This is a genomic window from Streptomyces griseoluteus, assembly GCF_004784465.1.
Classification (GTDB): Bacteria; Actinomycetota; Actinomycetes; order Streptomycetales; family Streptomycetaceae; genus Streptomyces; species Streptomyces griseoluteus.
In genome coordinates this window covers 146,951-165,190 of sequence record NZ_SRRU01000007.1, presented here as the reverse complement: position 1 = coordinate 165,190, position 18,240 = coordinate 146,951, and the positions used below count along the sequence as shown (strand labels likewise).

Annotated in this window: 20 protein-coding genes; 2 read left to right on the top strand and 18 right to left on the bottom strand. The window is 69.5% G+C overall.

Annotated features, from left to right (window positions below):
* Positions 1 to 47 precede the first annotated feature (47 nt).
* The 10 genes from tatC to E5082_RS20135 all read right to left on the bottom strand — a co-directional run bounded on the left by tatC (position 48) and on the right by E5082_RS20135 (position 8,463).
* The gene (gene tatC, locus E5082_RS20180) at positions 48 to 944 is read right to left on the bottom strand and encodes a twin-arginine translocase subunit TatC (protein ID WP_135792855.1); all 897 of its coding nucleotides are present in this window, start codon (positions 942 to 944) and stop codon (positions 48 to 50) included.
* 90 nt (positions 945 to 1,034) lie between these two features.
* Positions 1,035 to 1,310 carry a Sec-independent protein translocase subunit TatA gene (gene tatA / locus E5082_RS20175; RefSeq protein WP_135792650.1) on the bottom strand — a complete coding sequence of 92 codons (276 nt, stop codon included), beginning with the start codon at positions 1,308 to 1,310 and terminating at the stop codon, positions 1,035 to 1,037.
* A 257-nt stretch (positions 1,311 to 1,567) separates the two neighbouring features.
* Complete coding sequence (locus E5082_RS20170; RefSeq protein ID WP_086693401.1) at positions 1,568 to 1,762, bottom strand: hypothetical protein; 195 nt, start codon at positions 1,760 to 1,762, stop codon at positions 1,568 to 1,570.
* 31 nt (positions 1,763 to 1,793) lie between these two features.
* On the bottom strand, positions 1,794 to 2,027 hold the full coding sequence (locus E5082_RS20165; protein WP_229918952.1) for a hypothetical protein: 234 nt from the start codon (positions 2,025 to 2,027) through the stop codon (positions 1,794 to 1,796).
* Positions 2,028 to 2,083: 56 nt separating this feature from the next.
* Positions 2,084 to 3,079, bottom strand: coding sequence for a helix-turn-helix transcriptional regulator (locus tag E5082_RS20160; RefSeq protein WP_078858540.1), 996 nt, complete (start codon positions 3,077 to 3,079; stop codon positions 2,084 to 2,086).
* Positions 3,080 to 3,096: 17 nt separating this feature from the next.
* The gene (locus tag E5082_RS20155) at positions 3,097 to 4,050 is read right to left on the bottom strand and encodes a helix-turn-helix transcriptional regulator (RefSeq protein ID WP_135792649.1); all 954 of its coding nucleotides are present in this window, start codon (positions 4,048 to 4,050) and stop codon (positions 3,097 to 3,099) included.
* 181 nt (positions 4,051 to 4,231) lie between these two features.
* Positions 4,232 to 4,612, bottom strand: a complete 381-nt coding sequence (locus tag E5082_RS20150) for an FKBP-type peptidyl-prolyl cis-trans isomerase (RefSeq protein ID WP_135792648.1) — start codon at positions 4,610 to 4,612, stop codon at positions 4,232 to 4,234.
* A 74-nt stretch (positions 4,613 to 4,686) separates the two neighbouring features.
* Positions 4,687 to 5,688 (bottom strand): FKBP-type peptidyl-prolyl cis-trans isomerase, encoded by a 1,002-nt coding sequence (locus E5082_RS20145; RefSeq protein WP_135792647.1) that lies wholly within the window; start codon positions 5,686 to 5,688, stop codon positions 4,687 to 4,689.
* Between the two features lie 144 nt (positions 5,689 to 5,832).
* Positions 5,833 to 7,194: a Pup--protein ligase gene (gene pafA / locus E5082_RS20140; RefSeq protein ID WP_030812727.1), complete on the bottom strand. Its 1,362-nt coding sequence runs from the start codon at positions 7,192 to 7,194 to the stop codon at positions 5,833 to 5,835.
* Positions 7,195 to 7,203: 9 nt separating this feature from the next.
* On the bottom strand, positions 7,204 to 8,463 hold the full coding sequence (locus E5082_RS20135) for an MFS transporter (RefSeq protein WP_135792646.1): 1,260 nt from the start codon (positions 8,461 to 8,463) through the stop codon (positions 7,204 to 7,206).
* Positions 8,464 to 8,603: 140 nt separating this feature from the next.
* Between E5082_RS20135 and E5082_RS20130 the strand changes: the two genes are divergently transcribed.
* Entirely contained in the window at positions 8,604 to 9,620 is a 1,017-nt protein-coding gene (locus E5082_RS20130; protein WP_135792645.1) for a LacI family DNA-binding transcriptional regulator, read from the top strand.
* An 81-nt stretch (positions 9,621 to 9,701) separates the two neighbouring features.
* On the opposite strand, the gene prcA is transcribed toward E5082_RS20130, so the two are convergent.
* The 6 genes from prcA to arc all read right to left on the bottom strand — a co-directional run bounded on the left by prcA (position 9,702) and on the right by arc (position 15,865).
* Positions 9,702 to 10,466: a proteasome subunit alpha gene (prcA, locus tag E5082_RS20125; protein WP_135792644.1), complete on the bottom strand. Its 765-nt coding sequence runs from the start codon at positions 10,464 to 10,466 to the stop codon at positions 9,702 to 9,704.
* 66 nt (positions 10,467 to 10,532) lie between these two features.
* On the bottom strand, positions 10,533 to 11,378 hold the full coding sequence (prcB, locus tag E5082_RS20120) for a proteasome subunit beta (protein ID WP_135792643.1): 846 nt from the start codon (positions 11,376 to 11,378) through the stop codon (positions 10,533 to 10,535).
* Positions 11,330 to 11,923, bottom strand: coding sequence for an endonuclease VII domain-containing protein (locus E5082_RS20115; RefSeq protein WP_135792642.1), 594 nt, complete (start codon positions 11,921 to 11,923; stop codon positions 11,330 to 11,332). Before E5082_RS20115 ends, prcB begins: the two co-directional genes overlap by 49 nt.
* A gap of 44 nt (positions 11,924 to 11,967) precedes the next feature.
* Positions 11,968 to 12,186, bottom strand: coding sequence for a ubiquitin-like protein Pup (locus E5082_RS20110; RefSeq protein WP_135792641.1), 219 nt, complete (start codon positions 12,184 to 12,186; stop codon positions 11,968 to 11,970).
* A gap of 167 nt (positions 12,187 to 12,353) precedes the next feature.
* On the bottom strand, positions 12,354 to 13,865 hold the full coding sequence (gene dop, locus E5082_RS20105) for a depupylase/deamidase Dop (RefSeq protein WP_341866578.1): 1,512 nt from the start codon (positions 13,863 to 13,865) through the stop codon (positions 12,354 to 12,356).
* Between the two features lie 233 nt (positions 13,866 to 14,098).
* The gene (gene arc, locus E5082_RS20100) at positions 14,099 to 15,865 is read right to left on the bottom strand and encodes a proteasome ATPase (protein ID WP_135792640.1); all 1,767 of its coding nucleotides are present in this window, start codon (positions 15,863 to 15,865) and stop codon (positions 14,099 to 14,101) included.
* A 285-nt stretch (positions 15,866 to 16,150) separates the two neighbouring features.
* Here arc and E5082_RS20090 point away from each other — a divergent pair, with 285 nt between their 5' ends.
* A complete protein-coding gene (locus E5082_RS20090) occupies positions 16,151 to 16,453 on the top strand; it encodes a ferredoxin (protein WP_135792638.1) in 303 nt (100 codons plus the stop codon).
* Positions 16,454 to 16,521: 68 nt separating this feature from the next.
* Here E5082_RS20090 and E5082_RS20085 read toward each other — a convergent pair whose 3' ends face one another.
* Positions 16,522 to 17,109, bottom strand: coding sequence for a hypothetical protein (locus E5082_RS20085; RefSeq protein WP_135792637.1), 588 nt, complete (start codon positions 17,107 to 17,109; stop codon positions 16,522 to 16,524).
* Positions 17,110 to 17,329: 220 nt separating this feature from the next.
* The gene (locus E5082_RS20080; protein ID WP_030812697.1) at positions 17,330 to 18,232 is read right to left on the bottom strand and encodes a tRNA (adenine-N1)-methyltransferase; all 903 of its coding nucleotides are present in this window, start codon (positions 18,230 to 18,232) and stop codon (positions 17,330 to 17,332) included.
* Positions 18,233 to 18,240: the final 8 nt, after the last annotated feature.

The following is an 18,240-nucleotide window of genomic DNA, read 5'->3' as shown; positions in this document are numbered from 1 at the left end:
GGGGCCGGACGGAAGATCCGTCCGGCCCCTCGCTCACGGGTACGCGCTCAGGTGACGTCGTCGTAGCCCTCGTACCGGCCCGGCGGCAGGGCCTCGGCCGGGCGGGCCTGCTCGGGGACGGCGGCGGTCAGCCGCTCGGGGCCGGCGACCGGCTCCGGCCGGTGGTCCAGCGGCGAGGCCTCGTCGTCGTCCAGCTCGGCCGCCTCGTCGGCACGCTCGCGGCGGCGGTCGTTGAGCAGCGCGATACCGACGGCGATGAAGTACAGCACCACGATGGGTCCGGCCAGCGCGATCATGCCGAAGGGGTCCGTGGTGGGGGTGGCGACGGCGCCGAAGACGAAGACGCCCATGACCACACCGCGCCACCAGCCGGCCATGCGGCGCCCGGTCACCACACCGGCGAAGTTCAGCATGACCAGCAGCAGCGGCAGCTCGAAGGCGCCGCCGAAGATGAGGATCATCCGGACGATGAAGTCCAGGACCTTGTCCATCGGCAGGATGTTCGCCGAGCCGTCGGGGGTGATGCCCAGCAGCACCCGCATGCTGATCGGCAGGATCGTGTAGGCGAGCCAGGCGCCCGCCATGAACAGCGGCACCGCCGCGGCCACGAACCCGTAGGTGTACCTGCGCTCGTTGCGGTGCAGGCCCGGGGCGACGAACGCCCACAGCTGGTACAGCCAGACGGGGCTGGAGATGACCACGCCCGCCATGAAGCAGACCTTCACCGTGGTGGTGAAGGGCGACAGCAGGTCGGTGTAGGCGATGACCGCGCAGGAGCCTCCGGTGGACTCACCCAGGCCCCCGGTGCAGCGCGGGACCGGCTGCGAGAGGAAGGACATCAGGTCCTGGCTGTAGAAGGCGGCCACCACGGAGACGACCGTGATCGCCAGCATGCCCTTCGCGAGCCGGTTGCGCAGCTCGCGCAGGTGCTCCACGAGGGGCATCCGCCCCTCGGGGTCCTTCTCTTTCTTGCGGGCAGACTTGAGCAACCCACGTCCTCATCTCGTGCGGCAGGCCGGTGGTGCGGCCGCGGGTCAGCGCTGGGTGGTGTCCGTGGGCTCGTTGACCGGGCGGGCGCTGTTCACGTCGCCGGGGGCGGCCTGGATGGTGCGCTGCGCGGGGGGCTGCTCGCCGGAGGCCGGAGGCGTGGAGGTGTTGTTCTCCTCCTTCATCGCCTTGGCCTCGCTCTTGAGGATGCGCGCGGACTTGCCCAGCGAGCGGGCCATGTCCGGAAGCTTCTTCGCGCCGAAGAGCAGGAAGACGACGACGAGAATGAGAATGATCTCGGTAGGACCGAGCCTTCCGATCATGAGTTAGTACCTTCTCACCGAGGCGGGGGTGGGGGTGCTGTCCGACCGCTCGGACAAGCGTCCGGATGGTCGTGCCGGCAGCGATCGTAACGCTCAGGGGTAAACGAGAGGCAATCCCCGTGCGTACTCCCGGTCCGCGGTACGCGCCTCGTTCTTCGCACCGCGACCAGCAGCGTACCCGTACGCCTGTCCCGCATGACAGGGCGAAGTGACGCAAACCGCTTGTTGCGTTTCCGGCGTCCCGGCCGTCCCACAGGTCAGAGCGTGTCGGCGGCGCGGGCGGTGCTCACCGCGGCCCGCTCCAGGTCCTCGGCGGCGCGGCTGATGCGGCGTCCGGAGTCGGCGACCTGGAGGCCGAGTTGCCGCGCGGCCACGAAGACGCGTACGGCGAGCACCCCCAGTACAGCGAGACCCAGAAATCCCATGGCTACCGCGAACATCGGCCAGAACATGGGGACGAGCCTAGACCGTGCCGCAGCCGTCTCAGACGGTGGAGTGCAGCCGCAGGGTCCGCACCCCGGCCCCGCTGAGCAGTTGCACGATCCGGTCCCCGGCGGGTTTGCGCACGGCCGAGCCGCACTCGGGGCAGGTGAAGGAGTAGAACGTGGTCCGGCTGGAGCCGCCGATGGCCAGCCGGAGCGCGTTCGCGGCGAGTTCGAACCGGCCCCGGCAGTCGGGGCAGGCCGCCTTGAACACCACGGGGACGACGCGCCGCATCCCGGCGAAGGCGGCGGCCGCCGTCACCTCGCGCCTATCGGACACCGAGGTCTCGTTCACGGCGTGTGCTCCCGCCCCTCGTACGCGGCCAGCGCCTCGCGGGCGGCCCGGCGGGCGCGGTCGGCCAGGTCGGGCGGCGACACGATCCGGCCGTCGGGGCCGAGCCGCAGGGCGAGCCGGCGCAGCGAGGCGGGGTCGGGGGTGCGCAGGGTGATGCGCAGGCCGCCGTCGGGCAGTTCCTCGGCCGTGTCGTGCGGGTAGTACTCGGCGACCCAGCGGCCGCCGGGGCCGACCTCGACCACGACCTCGGGGTCCTCGGCGGCGGGCTGCACCAGACCCTCGGACAGGTCGCGCGGTTCTATCTCGGGCGGCGCGGCCGGCTCGTCGAGAATCCGGATCTCCGCGACCCGGTCCAGCCGGAAGGTGCGGCGGGCCTCCGAGCGGCGGCACCACGCCTCGACATAGGTGTGGCCCATGGTGACCAGGCGGATCGGGTCGATCTCCCGCTCGGTCAGCTCGTCGCGGGCCGGGGAGTAGTAGCGCACCCAGAGCCGGCGCCGCTCGGAGATGGCCCGGTCGACGTCGGCGAAGACCCCGCCCTCGGACTCGAAGGTCACCGACAGCCGGGAGCTGGCCCCGGCCGCCTCGCCGGCGGCGGTCTCCACCTTGGCGGTGGCCCGTACCAGTGCCTGCCGGTCGCTCTCGCGCAGGCCGGGCAGGGTGGCAACCGCCCGGGCGGCCACCAGCAGCGCGGTCGCCTCGTCGGCGGCGAGCCGGAGCGGTTCGGCCGCGTCCTCGCCGAGCGCGGCCGGGTTGTGCCACCAGATCCGCTCGCCGTCGGTGTCGATGTCCAGCAGGTCCCCGCCCCGGAAGCTGGTGCCGCACATGGGCAGCACGTCCAGGTCGGAGACGAGTTCGTCCTCGGTGATGCCGAAGGCGCGGGCCACGTCCGCGATCCGGGCGCCGGGGCGCTCGCGCAGATACGTGACCAGCGACAGCATCCGCCGGGTCTGGTCGATGGCGTTCACGGGCCTCGCCGGTTTGCCTGCCATGGTGTTTCGCTCCGCTCTCAGCCCTTGGCCACGGCACGCAGCCGGTCCACCACGTCCGCCCGCAGCTCGGCCGGTTCCAGCACCACCACGTCCGGCCCGAACTCCACCAGCCAGGCATCCAGCCCGTGCCCGTACGGAATCTCCAACTCGTCCCAGCCGTCGCCCAGTTCGCGCACCTTGGTGGCCCTGGCCCGCAACGGGTAGCCGGCGCCCCGGCGCAGCCGGATCAGCGCGGAGCGGTCGGCGGTCTCCCCCGCCCAGCCCCGTACGGTCTCCCGCACGGTCACCACGTCCGGCACCGGCGCGGTGAAGCCCGTACCGCGGGCACGGACCTTGCCGGTGATCCGGGACAGCCGGAAGACCCGCTCCGCGCCGCGCTCGCGGTCGAAGCCGGCCAGGTACCAGTGGCCGCGCCAGCACTCCAGCGCCCACGGCTCCACGTGCCGGGTCTCGGGGTGCGCGGCGGACGCCTTGCGGTAGTCGAAGACCACCGGACGGCGGTCCCGGCAGGCCAGCATCAGCGGCTCGAACGCGGCCTCGTGCACGGGGATGCGGGGCTCCAGCGCGCCGTGCGAGCCGTAGGGGTCGACGTCCTCGGGCAGCCCCGCCGCGCGCAGCTTCTGCAGGGCGCCGCTGGCCGCGCCGGCCAGCCGGGCCTGCTGCCAGACCTTGGCGGCCAGGCCCAGGGCGGCGGCCTCCTCGGCGTCCAGGGTGATCGCGGGCAGCCGGTTGCTGTCACGGCGGGCGAGATAGCCGACCTCGCCCTCCAGGTTCTCCACGGTCTCGATGACCAGGCCCAGCTCGCGCAGGTCGTCCTTGTCCCGCTCGAACATGCGGTTGAAGGAGTCGTCCGACCCCGCTTCCAGGTACGCCTCGATGGACCCGCGCAGCTCGCGCTTGCTGAGCGGCCGCCGTGCGCCGAGCAGGCACAGCGCGAGGTTCATCAACCGCTCGGCCTTGGCAATGGCCATCGACGCCCTACGCCTTCCCTCATGTGCTTCCGACCGTCGACCGTACCGCTCCCAGGTGGCGCGGCAAAAGCCGAAGCGAAGAACGAGGGCCATTACGGACGAGGGCGGTCAAAGAAGAAGGGCCCGCGCACCAGGCGCGGGCCCCACTGAATGCACAAACGATCAGGCGTGACCGGTCGGGTCAGCGCTTGGCGACGCCCACCAGGTCGCAGACGAAGATCAGCGTCTCGCCCGGCGCGATCCGGCCGCCGGCACCCCGGTCGCCGTACGCGAGGTGCGCGGGGATCACCAGCTGGCGGCGGCCGCCGACCTTCATGCCCTGCACACCCTTGTCCCAGCCCTGGATGACCTGGCCGACACCGAGCTGGAAGTCCAGCGGCGTACCGCGGTTCCAGGAAGCGTCGAACTCCTCACCCGTGGAGAACGCGACCCCCACGTAGTGCACCTTGACGACGTCGCCCGCCTCGGCGACCTCGCCGTCGCCCTCCCAGATGTCCTTGATCTCAAGGTCCTTCGGCGGCTCGCCGCCCGGAAAGTCGACCTCGGGCTTGTCGATGCTCACGTCAAAAGCTCCCGCGTGTGTACGAAACGAAACATGGACAGTCTGTCATCCCCGCAGCTTGGGCGCCCGGCGTGCTACATCGCCGCGAGGATGTCCACCGTGAAGACCAGCGTGGCGCCCTTCTTGATACCGCTGCCGCTCGGCGGGTTGTCCCCGTAGCCCAGGTCCGGCGGCACCACGATCAGCACCCGGCTGCCGACCTTCTTCCCTGTGATCCCCTGCGCCAGACCCTTGACGACCTGCTCCATCTGCTCCACCGAGAACTGGCTCAGGCGCCCCGAGCCGTACGTCTTCTGGAACGTCCGGCCGCCCTGCCACTCCAGCCCCTGGAACTGGCACAGGACCGCCTGCTTCCTGGTGACCTCGTCCCCGTCGCCCTCGATGATGTAGTTCGACACCAGCTTCTTCGGCGGGTCCGCCTTCGGCAGCGTCACCTTCGGCTGGTTGCCGTCGGTGTTCGTGGCCACCTTGGGCAGGGCCGGGTCCGTCTGCGGGACCACTTTGCCCTTCGCCGAGCTCTTGGTGTTGTAGGAGTCCAGCAGGTCGATCACGAACACCAGCGTGTCCGTGCCCTTGATCCCCGCCTGCTCATTGCCCGACGGCCCGTACCCCCAGGCCGGCGGCACCGCGATCTCCACCCGGCTGCCGATCTTCTTCCCCGTCAGCGCGTACCGCCAGCCGTCGATGATGCTGCCCTGCGCCAGCTGCAGCACCAGCGGATTGCGGTCGTAGGAATTGTCGAAGACCTTCCCCGTGCTCCAGATCTGGCCCAGGTAGTTCGCCTTGATGAAGTCGTTCTCCGCCACCGGGCGGCCGTTGCCCGCGATCACCGTACGGACCGCCAGGTCCTTGGAGGGCTCCCCCGTCCCCTTGGCGACCGTCGGCTTCTCCCCGAACTTCGTCCCCGCCGTGATCGGCGGCAGCGGCCCGTCCACGATCTTCGGCGGCGGAGGCGACGAGGCCGACGGCGACGGCGACGCACTCGCCCTGCTCGACTTCGAATCACCGTCGCCGCACCCGGCGAGCGTGACCAGTCCAGCGGGAACGGCGGCCAGGAGGAGTGAGCGTCGGCGCACGGGAGATGCCTCGTAATCGGTCGATCTTGCGGATTGGTGCGCGCAACTCTACGGCGTGACAAAGGCGCCGTACGGAAACGTACGGCGCCCGTGTGGCGCTCGAAGGCAATACGGCGCCAAAAGCCGCGGCCGGAGGGACCGCTCCTACATTCCGGCGATCAGTTTCTCCACCCGGTCGTCCACCGAACGGAACGGGTCCTTGCACAACACCGTGCGCTGCGCCTGGTCGTTGAGCTTCAGATGCACCCAGTCGACCGTGAAGTCCCGGCGCTGTTCCTGCGCCCGCCGGATGAAGTCACCGCGAAGCCGCGCCCGAGTCGTCTGCGGCGGCACCGACTTGCCCTCGAAGATCTTCAGGTCATTGCAGATCCGCGCCGCCTGACCCTTCTTCTCCAGCAGGTAGTACAGCCCACGACGCCGGTGGATGTCGTGATACGCGAGGTCTATCTGCGCGACCCGCGGATGCGACATCGTCATGTTGTGCTTCTCGCGGTACCGCTCGATGAGCTTGTACTTCATCACCCAGTCGATCTCGGTACCGATCCGGTCCAGGTCCTCCGTCTCGATCGCGTCCAGCGTCCGGCCCCACAGCTCCAGCACCTGCGCGACCGTGCCCGTACGGATGCCCCGGCGGTCGCAGAAGTCCACCGCCTTGTCGAAGTACTCGCGCTGCACCTCCAGCGCCGACGCCTCCCGGCCACTGGCCAGACGCACCTTGCGCCGGCCGGTGATGTCGTGGCTGACCTCGCGGATCGCCCGGATCGGGTTCTCCAGCGTCAGATCCCGCATCACCGTGCCCGCCTCGATCATGCGCAGCACCAGATCGGTGGCGCCGACCTTCAGCAGCATCGTCGTCTCGGACATGTTCGAGTCGCCCACGATGACATGCAGCCGCCGGTAACGCTCGGCGTCCGCGTGCGGCTCGTCACGGGTGTTGATGATCGGCCTCGAACGCGTCGTCGCCGACGACACGCCCTCCCAGATGTGCTCCGCCCGCTGGCTCACGCAGTACACCGCACCACGCGGCGTCTGGAGCACCTTGCCCGCCCCGCACAGCAACTGCCGGGTCACCAGGAACGGAATGAGGATGTCCGCGAGCCGGGAGAACTCCCCGTGCCGCGCCACCAGATAGTTCTCGTGGCAACCGTAGGAGTTGCCCGCCGAGTCGGTGTTGTTCTTGAAGAGGTAGACGTCGCCCGCGATTCCCTCCTCGTGCAGGCGTCGTTCCGCGTCCACCAGGAGTCCCTCGAGAATGCGCTCGCCGGCCTTGTCGTGGGTGACCAGCTCGGTCACATTGTCACACTCGGGTGTCGCGTATTCCGGATGTGAGCCCACGTCGAGATACAGCCGGGCGCCGTTCCGCAGAAAGACATTGCTGCTGCGGCCCCATGACACGACACGGCGGAAGAGGTACCGCGCCACCTCGTCAGGAGACAGACGCCGCTGTCCCCTGAACGTGCACGTGACGCCGTACTCGTTCTCCAGCCCGAAAATGCGGCGGTCCATGAGTGAACATTACGCCCGATCCCCTGAACTGAAACGGGGTTCGGCAGCACGATCTGGATCATTTTCCGATGAAGCCGCAACCACACCGCCCCCGACAGGAGCCGTCAGCACCCGTCCCGTGGCCAGCAGCACCAGCAACGACACACCCCCCGCCACCCCCGGCAGCGCGAACCCCCACGACGCCCCACCCGACTGGACCACCGGCCCCGCGAGCCCCGTCCCCACCGACGCGCCCACCATGAACGTCGTCACCAGCCACGAGAACGCCTCCGTCACCGTCCCCGGCGGAGCATGCCGGTCCACGATGATGAACGCGCAGGCGATGCACGGCGCCAGGAACACCCCCGACACCACCGACAGCAGCACCATCGCCACCACGCCCGGCATCCACAGCAACGGCAGGTAACACACCGCCAGCAGCGCCACCAGCACCCTCAGCCGCCGCTCCGGCACCCCGGACCACCGCCGCGCCCCGTACACCGTCCCGCCGGCCAGCGCACCCAGGCCCAGCCCCGCCATCATCCAGCCGTACACCGCGTCACCACCGTGCCCGTCCGCGTACGACACCGACGCCACCGTGATCGACCCCATCGCGATCCCCACGAACAGGAACGCCCCCAGCAGCGCCAGCAGCCCCGGCGACCGCAGCGCCCCCAGCCAGTGCGCCTCCCGCGGCTCCGAACGCCACGCCCGCGACGGCGCCGACACCACCACCGACAACGCCCCCAGCACCCCCACCAGGTTCAGCACCAGCAGCGCCGCCCGCTCCGACCACACCGACACGCACAGCGTCACCAGCAGCGGCCCGACCGTGAACATCACCTCCTGCGCCACCGCGTCCAGCGCGTACGCCGTGTGCACCTGGTCCCCCCGGCGCAGCACCGACGGCCACAGCGCCCGCAGCCCGCCCTCCAGCGGCGGCGTGCACAACCCCGCAAGCGCCACCAGCGCGTACGCCAGCCCCAGCGGACCGATCCCGCAGAACGCGAACCCCGCCATCGCCAGCGCCGACGCCAGCGCCGCCGGCAACTGCACCCTCGGCTGCCCGTACAGGTCCACCAGCCGCCCCAGCAGCGGCTGGCCCACCGCGTTCGCCACCCCGTACACCGCCGCCAGCGCACCCGCCAGGCTGTACGTACCGCCCTCCGCCCGCACGAACAGCACCATGGCGATCGGTGCCACCGCGTTGGGCAGCCGGCCCACCAGCGTCCCCGTCAGCAGGCGCAGCGCGTGCCGCGCCCGCAGGATCTCCAGATAACCCGTCGCCATGTCCCGCCCCTTCAGCGGCCGCTCCGGCACCCCCGACCGCCGTCGCGATGTCCCCGAAGTGTTACGTATAACTAGCGCTTTCATACGTACCATGAGCGCTGTCCGACCGTCCACACAGCACCCAGAGGAGCACGCCCGCGGTGGCACGCAGCAGCACGCGCCCGACCAGCCGTGACGTCGCCCGCGCGGCCGGAGTCAGCCAGGCCGCCGTCTCACTCGTCCTCGGCGAAAAATGGCGCGGCCGCGTCTCCGAGACCACCGCCCAGCGCGTCCGCCAGGCCGCCACCGACCTCGGCTACCGCCCCAACCTCGCCGCCCGCAACCTCCGCCTCGGCCACACCCGCACCGTCCTCCTCGTCGTCCCCGCCCTCACCACCGAATTCTTCGCCGGCGTCTACACCGGAGCCGCCCGCGTCGCCGCACAACACGGCTTCGGCGTCGTCCTCTACCCCTCCCCCGAAGGCGTCGGCCCCGCCCGCGACCCCTTCGCCAGCGCCCAGGCCGCCCTCGACGGCGTCATCGCCTCCTCCATGGCCGCCGACGCCCTCACCGCCATCAGCGGCGACCAGCTCCCCCTCGTCATGCTCGACAGCGACCCCGCCGGCAGCCTCGGCGCCGCCACCGTCAACCTCGACATCACCGACGGCGTCCGCCAGGTCACCGACCACCTCCTCGGCCTCGGCCACCGCCACCTCCTCCACCTCGCCGCCGACATCCCCTCCTGGACCTTCCAGATCCGCGCCCGCGAACTCGCCGACCGCCTCGCCGCCACACCCGGCACCCGGCTCACCACCGCCCACGCACCCATCACCATCGACGCCGCCCGCGCCGCCACCGAGACCGCCCTCACCACGCCCGGCCCCCGCCCCACCGCCATCGTCTGCGACGACGACAAACTCGCCGCCGGCGCCTACAAGGCCGCCCGCCGCCTCGGCCTGCGCATCCCCGACGACCTCTCCGTCACCGGCCTCGACGACCTCGCCCTCGCCACCGCCCTCGACCCCGAGCTGACCACCGTCCGCCTCGACGCCGAACTCTTCGGAGAACGCGGCATGCAGGCCCTCCTCGCCGTCCTGGACGGCCGCGAGCCCCCGCACGGGGACATCCCGGTCCAGCTCATCCCCCGAGCCTCCACGGCCCCGCCACGGCCCTCCTGAGGCTCTCCCGCGCCACACACAAAGTGCCCCCGGCCGGAAACCGGCCGAGGGCACCTCAACACACACCGCGCAGCGCGCGCCTCACTCCTTCTCGGAGCCGGACACCTCGTCCGGATCCTCCGCGCTCTCCGCCTCGGTCGCCGCGCCGTTCGCCGCCAGCAGTCGCGACAGCTGGCCACCCACGATCCGCTTGAACTTCCGCTTCTGCGGCCGCGTCCGGTCCAGCACCGCCACCTCAAGACGCTCCGCGGGAATCTCCCGCTCACCGCCGTTGGTGTCCCGCGACAGCGCCTGCACCGCCAGCTTCAGCGCCTCCGCCAGACTCATCCCGTCCCGGTGCCGCTGATCCAGGAACGTGCTGATCTGCTCCGCGTTGCCGCCGACCGCCACCGAACCGTGCTCGTCCACGATGGAACCGTCGTGCGGCAGCCGGTAGATCTGGTCACCCTCCGGCGTTTCACCGACCTCCGCCACCACCAGCTCCACCTCGTACGGCTTCTCGGCCGCCGACGAGAAGATCGTGCCCAGCGTCTGCGCGTACACGTTCGCCAGACCGCGCGCGGTCACGTCGTCACGGTCATAGGTGTAACCACGCAGATCCGCGTACCGCACACCACCGATACGCAGGTTCTCGTACTCGTTGTACTTGCCGGCGGCCGCGAAGCCGATCCGGTCGTAGATCTCGCTGAACTTGTGCAGCGCACGGGACGGGTTCTCACCGACGAACACGATCCCGTCGGCATACTGCATGACCACCAGGCTGCGACCGCGCGCGATGCCCTTGCGGGCGTACTCGGCGCGGTCCGCCATGGCCTGCTGGGGTGAGACATAGAACGGCGTCGACACCGGTTATCCGTCCCTTTCTGTCATGGTCACTGGGATCACCTCACTGCGAAGACCGAGAGCGCCCGCTCAGAGCAGGGCGGCCCGCGGACCGTCCGGCTCCTCCAGCCGCCGCTGGAGCACCGCGCGCGACAGCTCGGACGCCTCCTGCTCGGTCAGCCGGCGGAAACCGTCGTCGGTGATCACCGTGATGATCGGATAGATCCGGCGCGCGACATCGGGACCACCGGTCGCCGAGTCGTCGTCGGCCGCGTCGTACAGCGCCTGCACCACCAGGGTGGCGGCCTCTTCCTCGGTCAGGTCGTCACGGAACAGCTTCTTCATCGCACCGCGCGCGAACACCGAACCCGAGCCGGTCGCCGCGAAGTTGTGCTCCTCACTGCGGCCACCCGTCACGTCGTACGAGAAGATACGGCCCTTGTCGCGGTCCAGGTCGTACCCCGCGAACAGGGGGACCACGGCCAGGCCCTGCATGGCCATGCCGAGGTTGGAGCGGATCATCGTCGACAGGCGGTTCGCCTTGCCCTCCAGGGAGAGCTGCGCGCCTTCGACCTTCTCGAAGTGCTCCAGCTCCAGCTGGAAGAGCTTGACCATCTCCACGGCCAGGCCCGCCGTGCCGGCGATGCCGACCGCGGAGTACTCGTCCGCCGGGAAGACCTTCTCGATGTCCCGCTGGGCGATGACATTGCCCATCGTGGCCCTGCGGTCACCGGCGAGGACGACGCCTCCGGGGAACGTCACTGCCACGATCGTCGTCCCGTGCGGGGCCTCGATCACGCCCTGCACCGGCGGCAGCGTCCGCTTGCCCGGCAGCAGCTCCGGCTGATGGTCCGACAGGAAGTCCATGAAGGAGGACGACCCAGGCGTCAGGAAGGCAGCTGGTAGACGCCCGGTGCCACGAGTATTGGCTTCCACGAGTTTCCTTCCAGATAGGCGGCGGCCCGGCGAGCGGTGTCAGGGTCGTCCCTCAACAGACCAAGGCCGGAATTGCAGTTAAAGCACAGTACGCCACGGACCCTACCCGTCTCGTGGCAGTGATCCACATGAACGGCTGGGGCATCCAGACAGATCACGCAGAGCCCCCGCTGCGAGGCGATCATGGCGTCACGCTCGGCTTCCGTGATGCCGTACTGGCGTTTGAGGTGGTCTGCACGGCCCTTCGCCGCCCGACACGCCTTGCAACTCGTCGAGAGACCGTCGGAGGCCGTCGCGTTGCGATGCCACTCGCTGTGCGGCTTGATCTCCCCGCATCTGCGACAGAATTTGTATCCCTCCGGCGTCTCCACCCTCGGCCGGACGTTCTTGCCCTTCGCCACTTGACGGGTTTGGTGATACGTCGCCGCGCACGGACGGCAGTAAGCCTGTAATCCGTCGCGGGTCGATCTGTTACGGGCGAAGGTTGCTCGCGGCTTGGTCTCCCCGCACCGCGAGCAACGCTTCGGCCTCTCTTCTTGCCCCACCGAGTCCCCCGATACCGCTACCTACGATTCGAAGGAAGAATGGCCTACTGGCCACCCTTCTGAACGAATGAGCGCACGAAATCCTCGGCATTCTCCTCGAGGACATCGTCGATTTCGTCCAGGACCGAGTCCACGTCGTCGGTCAGTTTTTCCTGTCGTTCCTTGAGGTCTTCGGAGCCCTGCGCTTCCTGGGTCTGCTCCTCGACCTCTTCGGTGGAGCGTGTGGCCTTCTGCTGGCCGCCGCCGGTGTCCTTGGTCGCCATAACCCTCACCCCGCTCAGTTCGCCGTTCGCTGATGATCAGACCCTACAAGCCGGGTCCGACATCGGCCCCGTAGTTCCAGGAACGTACGGGGGCCATCTCGATGATTCCCTCACGCCGGGATTTCCACCCTGCGAAGGGAGCCGAATCAATGCCCCGGACCGGGGTTTCAATTGCCTGACAGCACCCTGACCAGCTCATCAGCGGTCCGGCACCGGTCCAGCAGCTCCTTGACGTGATTTCGCGTTCCGCGAAGCGGTTCCAGGGTTGGCACCCGCTGGAGCGAATCGCGGCCGGGAAGGTCGAAGATGACCGAGTCCCAGGAGGCCGCGGCCACGTCGTCCGCGTACTGCTCCAGGCACCGCCCCCGGAAGTACGCCCGCGTATCCTCCGGCGGCTTCGTGCGCGCCCGCTCGACCTCCGCGTCGTCCAGCAACCGCTTCATGCGGCCCTTGTCGACCAGGCGGTTGTAGAGGCCCTTCTCGGGGCGCACGTCGGCGTACTGGAGGTCGACCAGGTGCAGCCGGGGCGCGTCCCAGTCGAGGTCGTCGCGGCGGCGGTAGCCCTCCATGAGCTGCCGCTTGGCGACCCAGTCGAGTTCCGCGGCCAGGCTCATGGGGTCGTTCTCCAGCCGGGTGAGGGTGTCCTCCCAGCGGACGAGGACGTCCTTGGTCTGGTCGTCGGCGTCGGCGCCGTAGCGCTCCTCGACGTACTTGCGGGCCAGCTCGAAGTACTCCATCTGCAACTGCACGGCGGTGAGCGTGCGTCCGCTGCGGAGCGTGACGAGGTGCTGGAGGGAGGGGTCGTGGGAGACCTGGTGGAGGGTGCGGACGGGCTGGTCGACCGCGAGGTCCACCGCGATGAAGTTGTCCTCGATCATGGAGAGGACCAGTGCGGTGGTGCCCAGCTTGAGGTAGGTGGAGATCTCCGAGAGGTTGGCGTCGCCGATGATCACATGGAGGCGGCGGTACTTCTCGGCGTCCGCGTGGGGTTCGTCGCGGGTGTTGATGATGGGCCGCTTGAGGGTGGTCTCCAGGCCCACCTCGACCTCGAAGTAGTCGGCGCGCTGGCTGAGCTGGAAGCCGTGTTCGTGGCCGTCCTGCCCGATGCCGACGCGGCCGGCGCCCGCGAAGACCTGGCGGGAGACGAAGAAGGGCGTCAGGTGGCGCACGATGTCCGAGAAGGCGGTTTCCCGCTTCATCAGGTAGTTCTCGTGCGTGCCGTAGGAGGCACCCTTGTTGTCGGTGTTGTTCTTGTAGAGGTGGATGGGCTGGGCGCCGGGCAGCGCGGCGGCGCGTTCGGCGGCCTCGGCCATGATGCGTTCGCCCGCCTTGTCCCAGAGGACGGCGTCGCGCGGGTTGGTGACCTCGGGGGCGCTGTATTCGGGGTGGGCGTGGTCGACGTAGAGCCGGGCGCCGTTGGTGAGGATGACGTTGGCGAGGCCGATGTCCTCGTCGGTGAGCTGGCTGGAGTCGGCGGCCTCCCGGGCGAGGTCGAAGCCTCGCGCGTCGCGCAGCGGGTTCTCCTCCTCGAAGTCCCAGCGGGCCCGGCGGGCCCGGTGCATCGCGGCCGCGTAGGCGTTGACGATCTGGGACGAGGTGAGCATGGCATTGGCATTGGGGTGGCCGGGGACGGAGATGCCGTACTCCGTCTCGATGCCCATTACTCGCCGTACGGTCATGCGGCCCTCCTTGCCCGGCGGCACCCTCTGTCTTGGGTGCTGCTCGCGTACCGCTGGCGCTCCGGTGCGTGTGCGGTGCCCGTCCCCGCACTGCGCGACTCGGCGGTAGGAAAGAGCCTAGAACGCCTTTGCACTGGTGGGGAGATCATTTGCGTCATTGACTGCTCCGGTCGTGGCCTGAAAAGCGAGCGGCTGCGGATGCCCGTGGCGGGCATCCGCAGCCGCTCCGCCTTTTACAGGTACTGACCGGTGTTCGCCACCGTGTCGATGGAGCGTCCGGTGTCCGCGCCCTGCTTTCCGGTGATGAGGGTGCGGATGTAGACGATCCGTTCGCCCTTCTTTCCGGAGATGCGGGCCCAGTCGTCGGGGTTGGTGGTGTTGGGCAGGTCCTCGTTCTCCTTGAACTCGTCCACGCATGCCTGGAGGAGGTGGGAGACGCGGAGGCCCTTCTGGCTCTTGTCGAGGAAGTCCTTGATCGCCATTTTCTTGGCGCGGCCGACGATGTTCTCGATCATGGCGCCGGAGTTGAAGTCCTTGAAGTAGAGGACTTCCTTGTCTCCGTTGGCGTAGGTGACTTCCAGGAAGCGGTTTTCCTCGGATTCGGCGTACATCTGCTCGACCGCCGTCTGGATCATGCTCTGGACGGTGATCTCCTTGTCGCCGCCGTGCTCGCCGAGGTCGTCGGAGTGCAGCGGGAGGCGCTCGGTGAGGTACTTGCCGAAGATGTCCTTGGCGGCTTCGGCGTCCGGGCGCTCGATCTTGATCTTCACGTCGAGCCGGCCGGGCCGGAGGATGGCGGGGTCGATCATGTCCTCGCGGTTGGAGGCGCCGATCACGACCACGTTCTGGAGGCCCTCGACACCGTCGATCTCCGCGAGGAGCTGGGGGACGATGGTGTTCTCGACGTCGGAGCTGACGCCGGAGCCGCGGGTGCGGAAGAGGGATTCCATCTCGTCGAAGAAGACGATGACGGGGGTGCCCTCGCTGGCCTTCTCACGGGCACGCTGGAAGACGAGGCGGATCTGCCGCTCGGTCTCGCCGACGTACTTGTTGAGCAGCTCGGGGCCCTTGATGTTGAGGAAGAAGCTCTTGCCCGCGGCCTGTCCGGTCACTTCGGCGACCTTCTTGGCGAGCGAGTTGGCGACGGCCTTGGCGATCAGGGTCTTACCGCATCCGGGCGGGCCGTAGAGCAGGACGCCCTTGGGCGGGCGCAGCTCGTGCTCCTTGAAGAGGTCGGGGTAGAGGTAAGGGAGTTCGACGGCGTCGCGGATGGCCTCGATCTGGCCGCCGAGTCCGCCGATCTGTTCGTAGCCGATGTCGGGGACTTCTTCGAGGACGAGTTCCTCGACCTCGCTCTTGGGCACGACTTCGTAGACGTAGCCGGAGCGGGGTTCGAGGAGGAGGGCGTCGCCGGGGCGGATGGTGATGCCCCGGAGCGGTTCGGCGAGCCGGACCACGCGTTCCTCGTCGGTGTGTCCCAGTACCAGGGCGCGTTCGCCGTCCTCGAGGATCTCCTTGAGGGTGACGATGTCGCCGACGCTCTCGTACTCCATGGCCTCGACCACGTTGAGCGCTTCGTTGAGCATGACTTCCTGGCCGCGCCTGAGGTCGTCGAGTTCGACGCTCGGGCTGACGTTGACGCGGAGCTTGCGGCCGCCGGTGAAGATGTCGGCGGTGCCGTCCTCGTTGGCCTGCAGGAAGGCTCCGAAGCCGGCGGGCGGCTGGGCGAGCCGGTCGACTTCCTCCTTGAGGGCCACGATCTGGTCGCGGGCTTCGCGGAGTGTGTTGGCCAGCCGCTCGTTCTGTGCGGAGACGCCGGCCAGATTGGTCTGAAGCTCGACGATCCGCTCCTCGAGAATCCTCGTGTGCCGCGGAGAGTCGGCGAGCTTGCGGCGCAGGACGGCGATCTCCTGCTCAAGATAGGCGATCTGCCCGGCGGGGTCGTCGGACCCTCGTCCCGAGCGGATCCCGCGGTTGATGTCGTCGTCGTGGGCTGCCACGGTCCTCACCTCCTCCAAGGGGAGCTGGACGCTTCCAGACCCTACCTGGGTGGGTGTCGATTGAAACCCCTAGATCACAAAGACTGTCAAGGTGTGTCGTCGGTCACCCGGTGCGCTCCCTCTCGCACGGAGGGGATACCCACTGAACGTGACGTGGAAGCCGCTTGTTCCGGGTGATCCGCCTGCCGCCCGGGCGCAGACGGTGGGAGAGCGGGCGGCGGGGGTAGGGTCGGGGTGTTCGACAGCCGCCGGGCACACGGGTCCGGCGAATCCAGGTCAGGAGAGATGAGCGTGCAGCAGGAGGCCCCGGACGGCGAGGCGCTGGAGGTCTGGATCGACCAGGACCTGTGTACCGGTGACGGGATCTGCGCCCAGTACGCGCCGGAGGTGTTCGAGCTGGACATCGACGGGCTGGCCTATGTGAAGGACGCCGACGACGAGTTGCTGCAGGCCGTGGGGGCGGCGACGCCGGTGCCGCTGCCGCTGCTGACGGACGTGGTGGATTCGGCGAAGGAGTGTCCGGGGGCGTGCATCCATGTGCGCCGGGTTTCGGACAAGGTCGAGGTGTTCGGGCCCGGGGCGGACTGAGCCTGGACGGACCCCCGTGAAGGACGCGCGCGTGCGGTGGCATGCGCGCGTCTTGTGCGTTCGGGGGGTCAGACGCCTCGGGTGTCGGCCGGGGTGGAGCGCAGGAAGGCGTGGCCGTTCCAGTGCCAGGCGGCCGGTTTCCTGACGTCGGGGCAGCAGCTGGGTATGTCGTCGGTGGAGTAGCCGAGCAGGGTCGTCGTCACGGTGCGGTCGCGGATGGCGAGGTCGGTGGCGGTGAGGCGCTCGGCGGGCTGGACGAGGGTGGCGACGACGCGGGGGCTGCCGTCGGTGGCGTTGCGGGTGAGGACGTAGACGGCGTCGGGCGGGGTGCCCATGGCGGCGTCGCAGTGGACGACGGCGACCGTCTCGGGTCTGCCGTCGCCGTCGAGGTCACCGTCGGCTTTGTGGGCGACGACGGCTTTGACGGGGCCGCAGTCGAGGGGGAAGGCGACGCCGGTGGTGCCGGGGGGGGTGGTGGCGGTGGGCGCGGGGGCGGGCCTGGCCTCGGTGGTGGTGGCCGGCTGGGCCGCGGTGGCCGGGCCGGGCTGTACGAGGGAGGACAGTGCGATCACGCCGGCGACCGCGGTGGCCGTGGCGACCCAGTGGATGGGCCGGGTGTCCGTGCGGGCGAGCTCCGGGACGGCGGATTGCTGCACTAGGAGGGTCTCCTGTGGGGCTGTGCCGGTGAAGGGGTGGCCAGCATGGTGTCACACGTCACGGTGGGTGGGAACGGCGGGGGCGGGTGCGGATTCGGCGGGGTGCGGGGGTGTCTGGCGCATGTCGTCTGCGAGGGGGGAACGCGAGGGCGCCGTGCCCCTGGTTCCCGTGGCGGGAGGTGGGGGCACGGCGCCCTGGTGTGGTGCGGGGTGGTGCGGGTCAGCGGCCCGCGCCGCCGTCGGCGTTGGGGCCGGCGTAGTCCTCGCCGTAGGCGCCCTTGGCGGGGCGGCGGCGGCGCATGGGCGGCTCGACGCCGTCGGCGAGGCGGCGTGCGGTGAGCAGGAAGCCGGTGTGGCCGATCATGCGGTGGTCCGGGCGGACGGCCAGGCCCTCGATGTGCCAGTTGCGGATCATCGTCTCCCAGGCGGTCGGCTCGTTGAAGCAGCCGATCTCGCGGATGGACTCGACGGTCCGGGCGAGCTGGGTGGTGGTGGCGACGTAGGCGCAGAGGATGCCGCCGGGGACGAGGGCTTTGGAGACGGCCTCGAGGCATTCCCAGGGGGCGAGCATGTCGAGGATGACGCGGTCGACGTCGGTGTCGGACAGGTTGTCCTGGAGGTCGCCGACGGTGAGCTGCCAGGCGGGGTGTTCGCCGCCGAAGTAGCGCTCGACGTTCTGCTTGGCGATCTCGGCGAAGTCCTCGCGGCGCTCGTAGGAGTGCAGCATGCCCTGGTCGCCGATGGCGCGCAGCAGGAAGCTGCTCAGCGAGCCGGAGCCCACGCCCGCTTCGACGACGCGGGCGCCGGGGAAGATGTCGGCGAAGGCCAGGATCTGCCCCGCGTCTTTGGGGTAGACCACGGCGGCGCCGCGGGGCATGGACAGGACGTAGTCGGGGAGCAGGGGGCGCAGCGCGAGGTAGGCGACGTTGCCGGTGGTGCGGACAACGCTGCCCTCGGGAGCGCCGATCAGTTCGTCGTGCGGGAAGGAGCCCTTGTGGGTGTGGAAGTTCTTCCCGGCTTCGAGCGTGAACGTGTAGTGGCGGCCCTTGGGGTCGGTCAGCTGAACCTGGTCCCCGACCTTGAAGGGCCCGCGCCTGCGGGCGGCACCGGTCGGTTCGGACATGTGACCAG

Bases quoted from the DNA above. Each gene is read 5' to 3' on its own strand.
- E5082_RS20110 (WP_135792641.1), bottom strand. From the start codon at position 12,186: ATGGCGACCAAGGACACCGGCGGCGGCCAGCAGAAGGCCACACGCTCC.
- tatC (WP_135792855.1), bottom strand. From the start codon at position 944: ATGCCCCTCGTGGAGCACCTGCGCGAGCTGCGCAACCGGCTCGCGAAG.
- E5082_RS20155 (WP_135792649.1), bottom strand. From the start codon at position 4,050: ATGGCCATTGCCAAGGCCGAGCGGTTGATGAACCTCGCGCTGTGCCTG.
- dop (WP_341866578.1), bottom strand. From the start codon at position 13,865: ATGACCGTACGGCGAGTAATGGGCATCGAGACGGAGTACGGCATCTCC.
- E5082_RS20160 (WP_078858540.1), bottom strand. From the start codon at position 3,079: ATGGCAGGCAAACCGGCGAGGCCCGTGAACGCCATCGACCAGACCCGG.
- E5082_RS20170 (WP_086693401.1), bottom strand. From the start codon at position 1,762: ATGTTCTGGCCGATGTTCGCGGTAGCCATGGGATTTCTGGGTCTCGCT.
- E5082_RS20165 (WP_229918952.1), bottom strand. From the start codon at position 2,027: ATGCGGCGCGTCGTCCCCGTGGTGTTCAAGGCGGCCTGCCCCGACTGC.
- E5082_RS20080 (WP_030812697.1), bottom strand. From the start codon at position 18,232: ATGTCCGAACCGACCGGTGCCGCCCGCAGGCGCGGGCCCTTCAAGGTC.
- E5082_RS20135 (WP_135792646.1), bottom strand. From the start codon at position 8,463: ATGGCGACGGGTTATCTGGAGATCCTGCGGGCGCGGCACGCGCTGCGC.
- tatA (WP_135792650.1), bottom strand. From the start codon at position 1,310: ATGATCGGAAGGCTCGGTCCTACCGAGATCATTCTCATTCTCGTCGTC.
- E5082_RS20090 (WP_135792638.1), top strand. From the start codon at position 16,151: ATGAGCGTGCAGCAGGAGGCCCCGGACGGCGAGGCGCTGGAGGTCTGG.
- pafA (WP_030812727.1), bottom strand. From the start codon at position 7,194: ATGGACCGCCGCATTTTCGGGCTGGAGAACGAGTACGGCGTCACGTGC.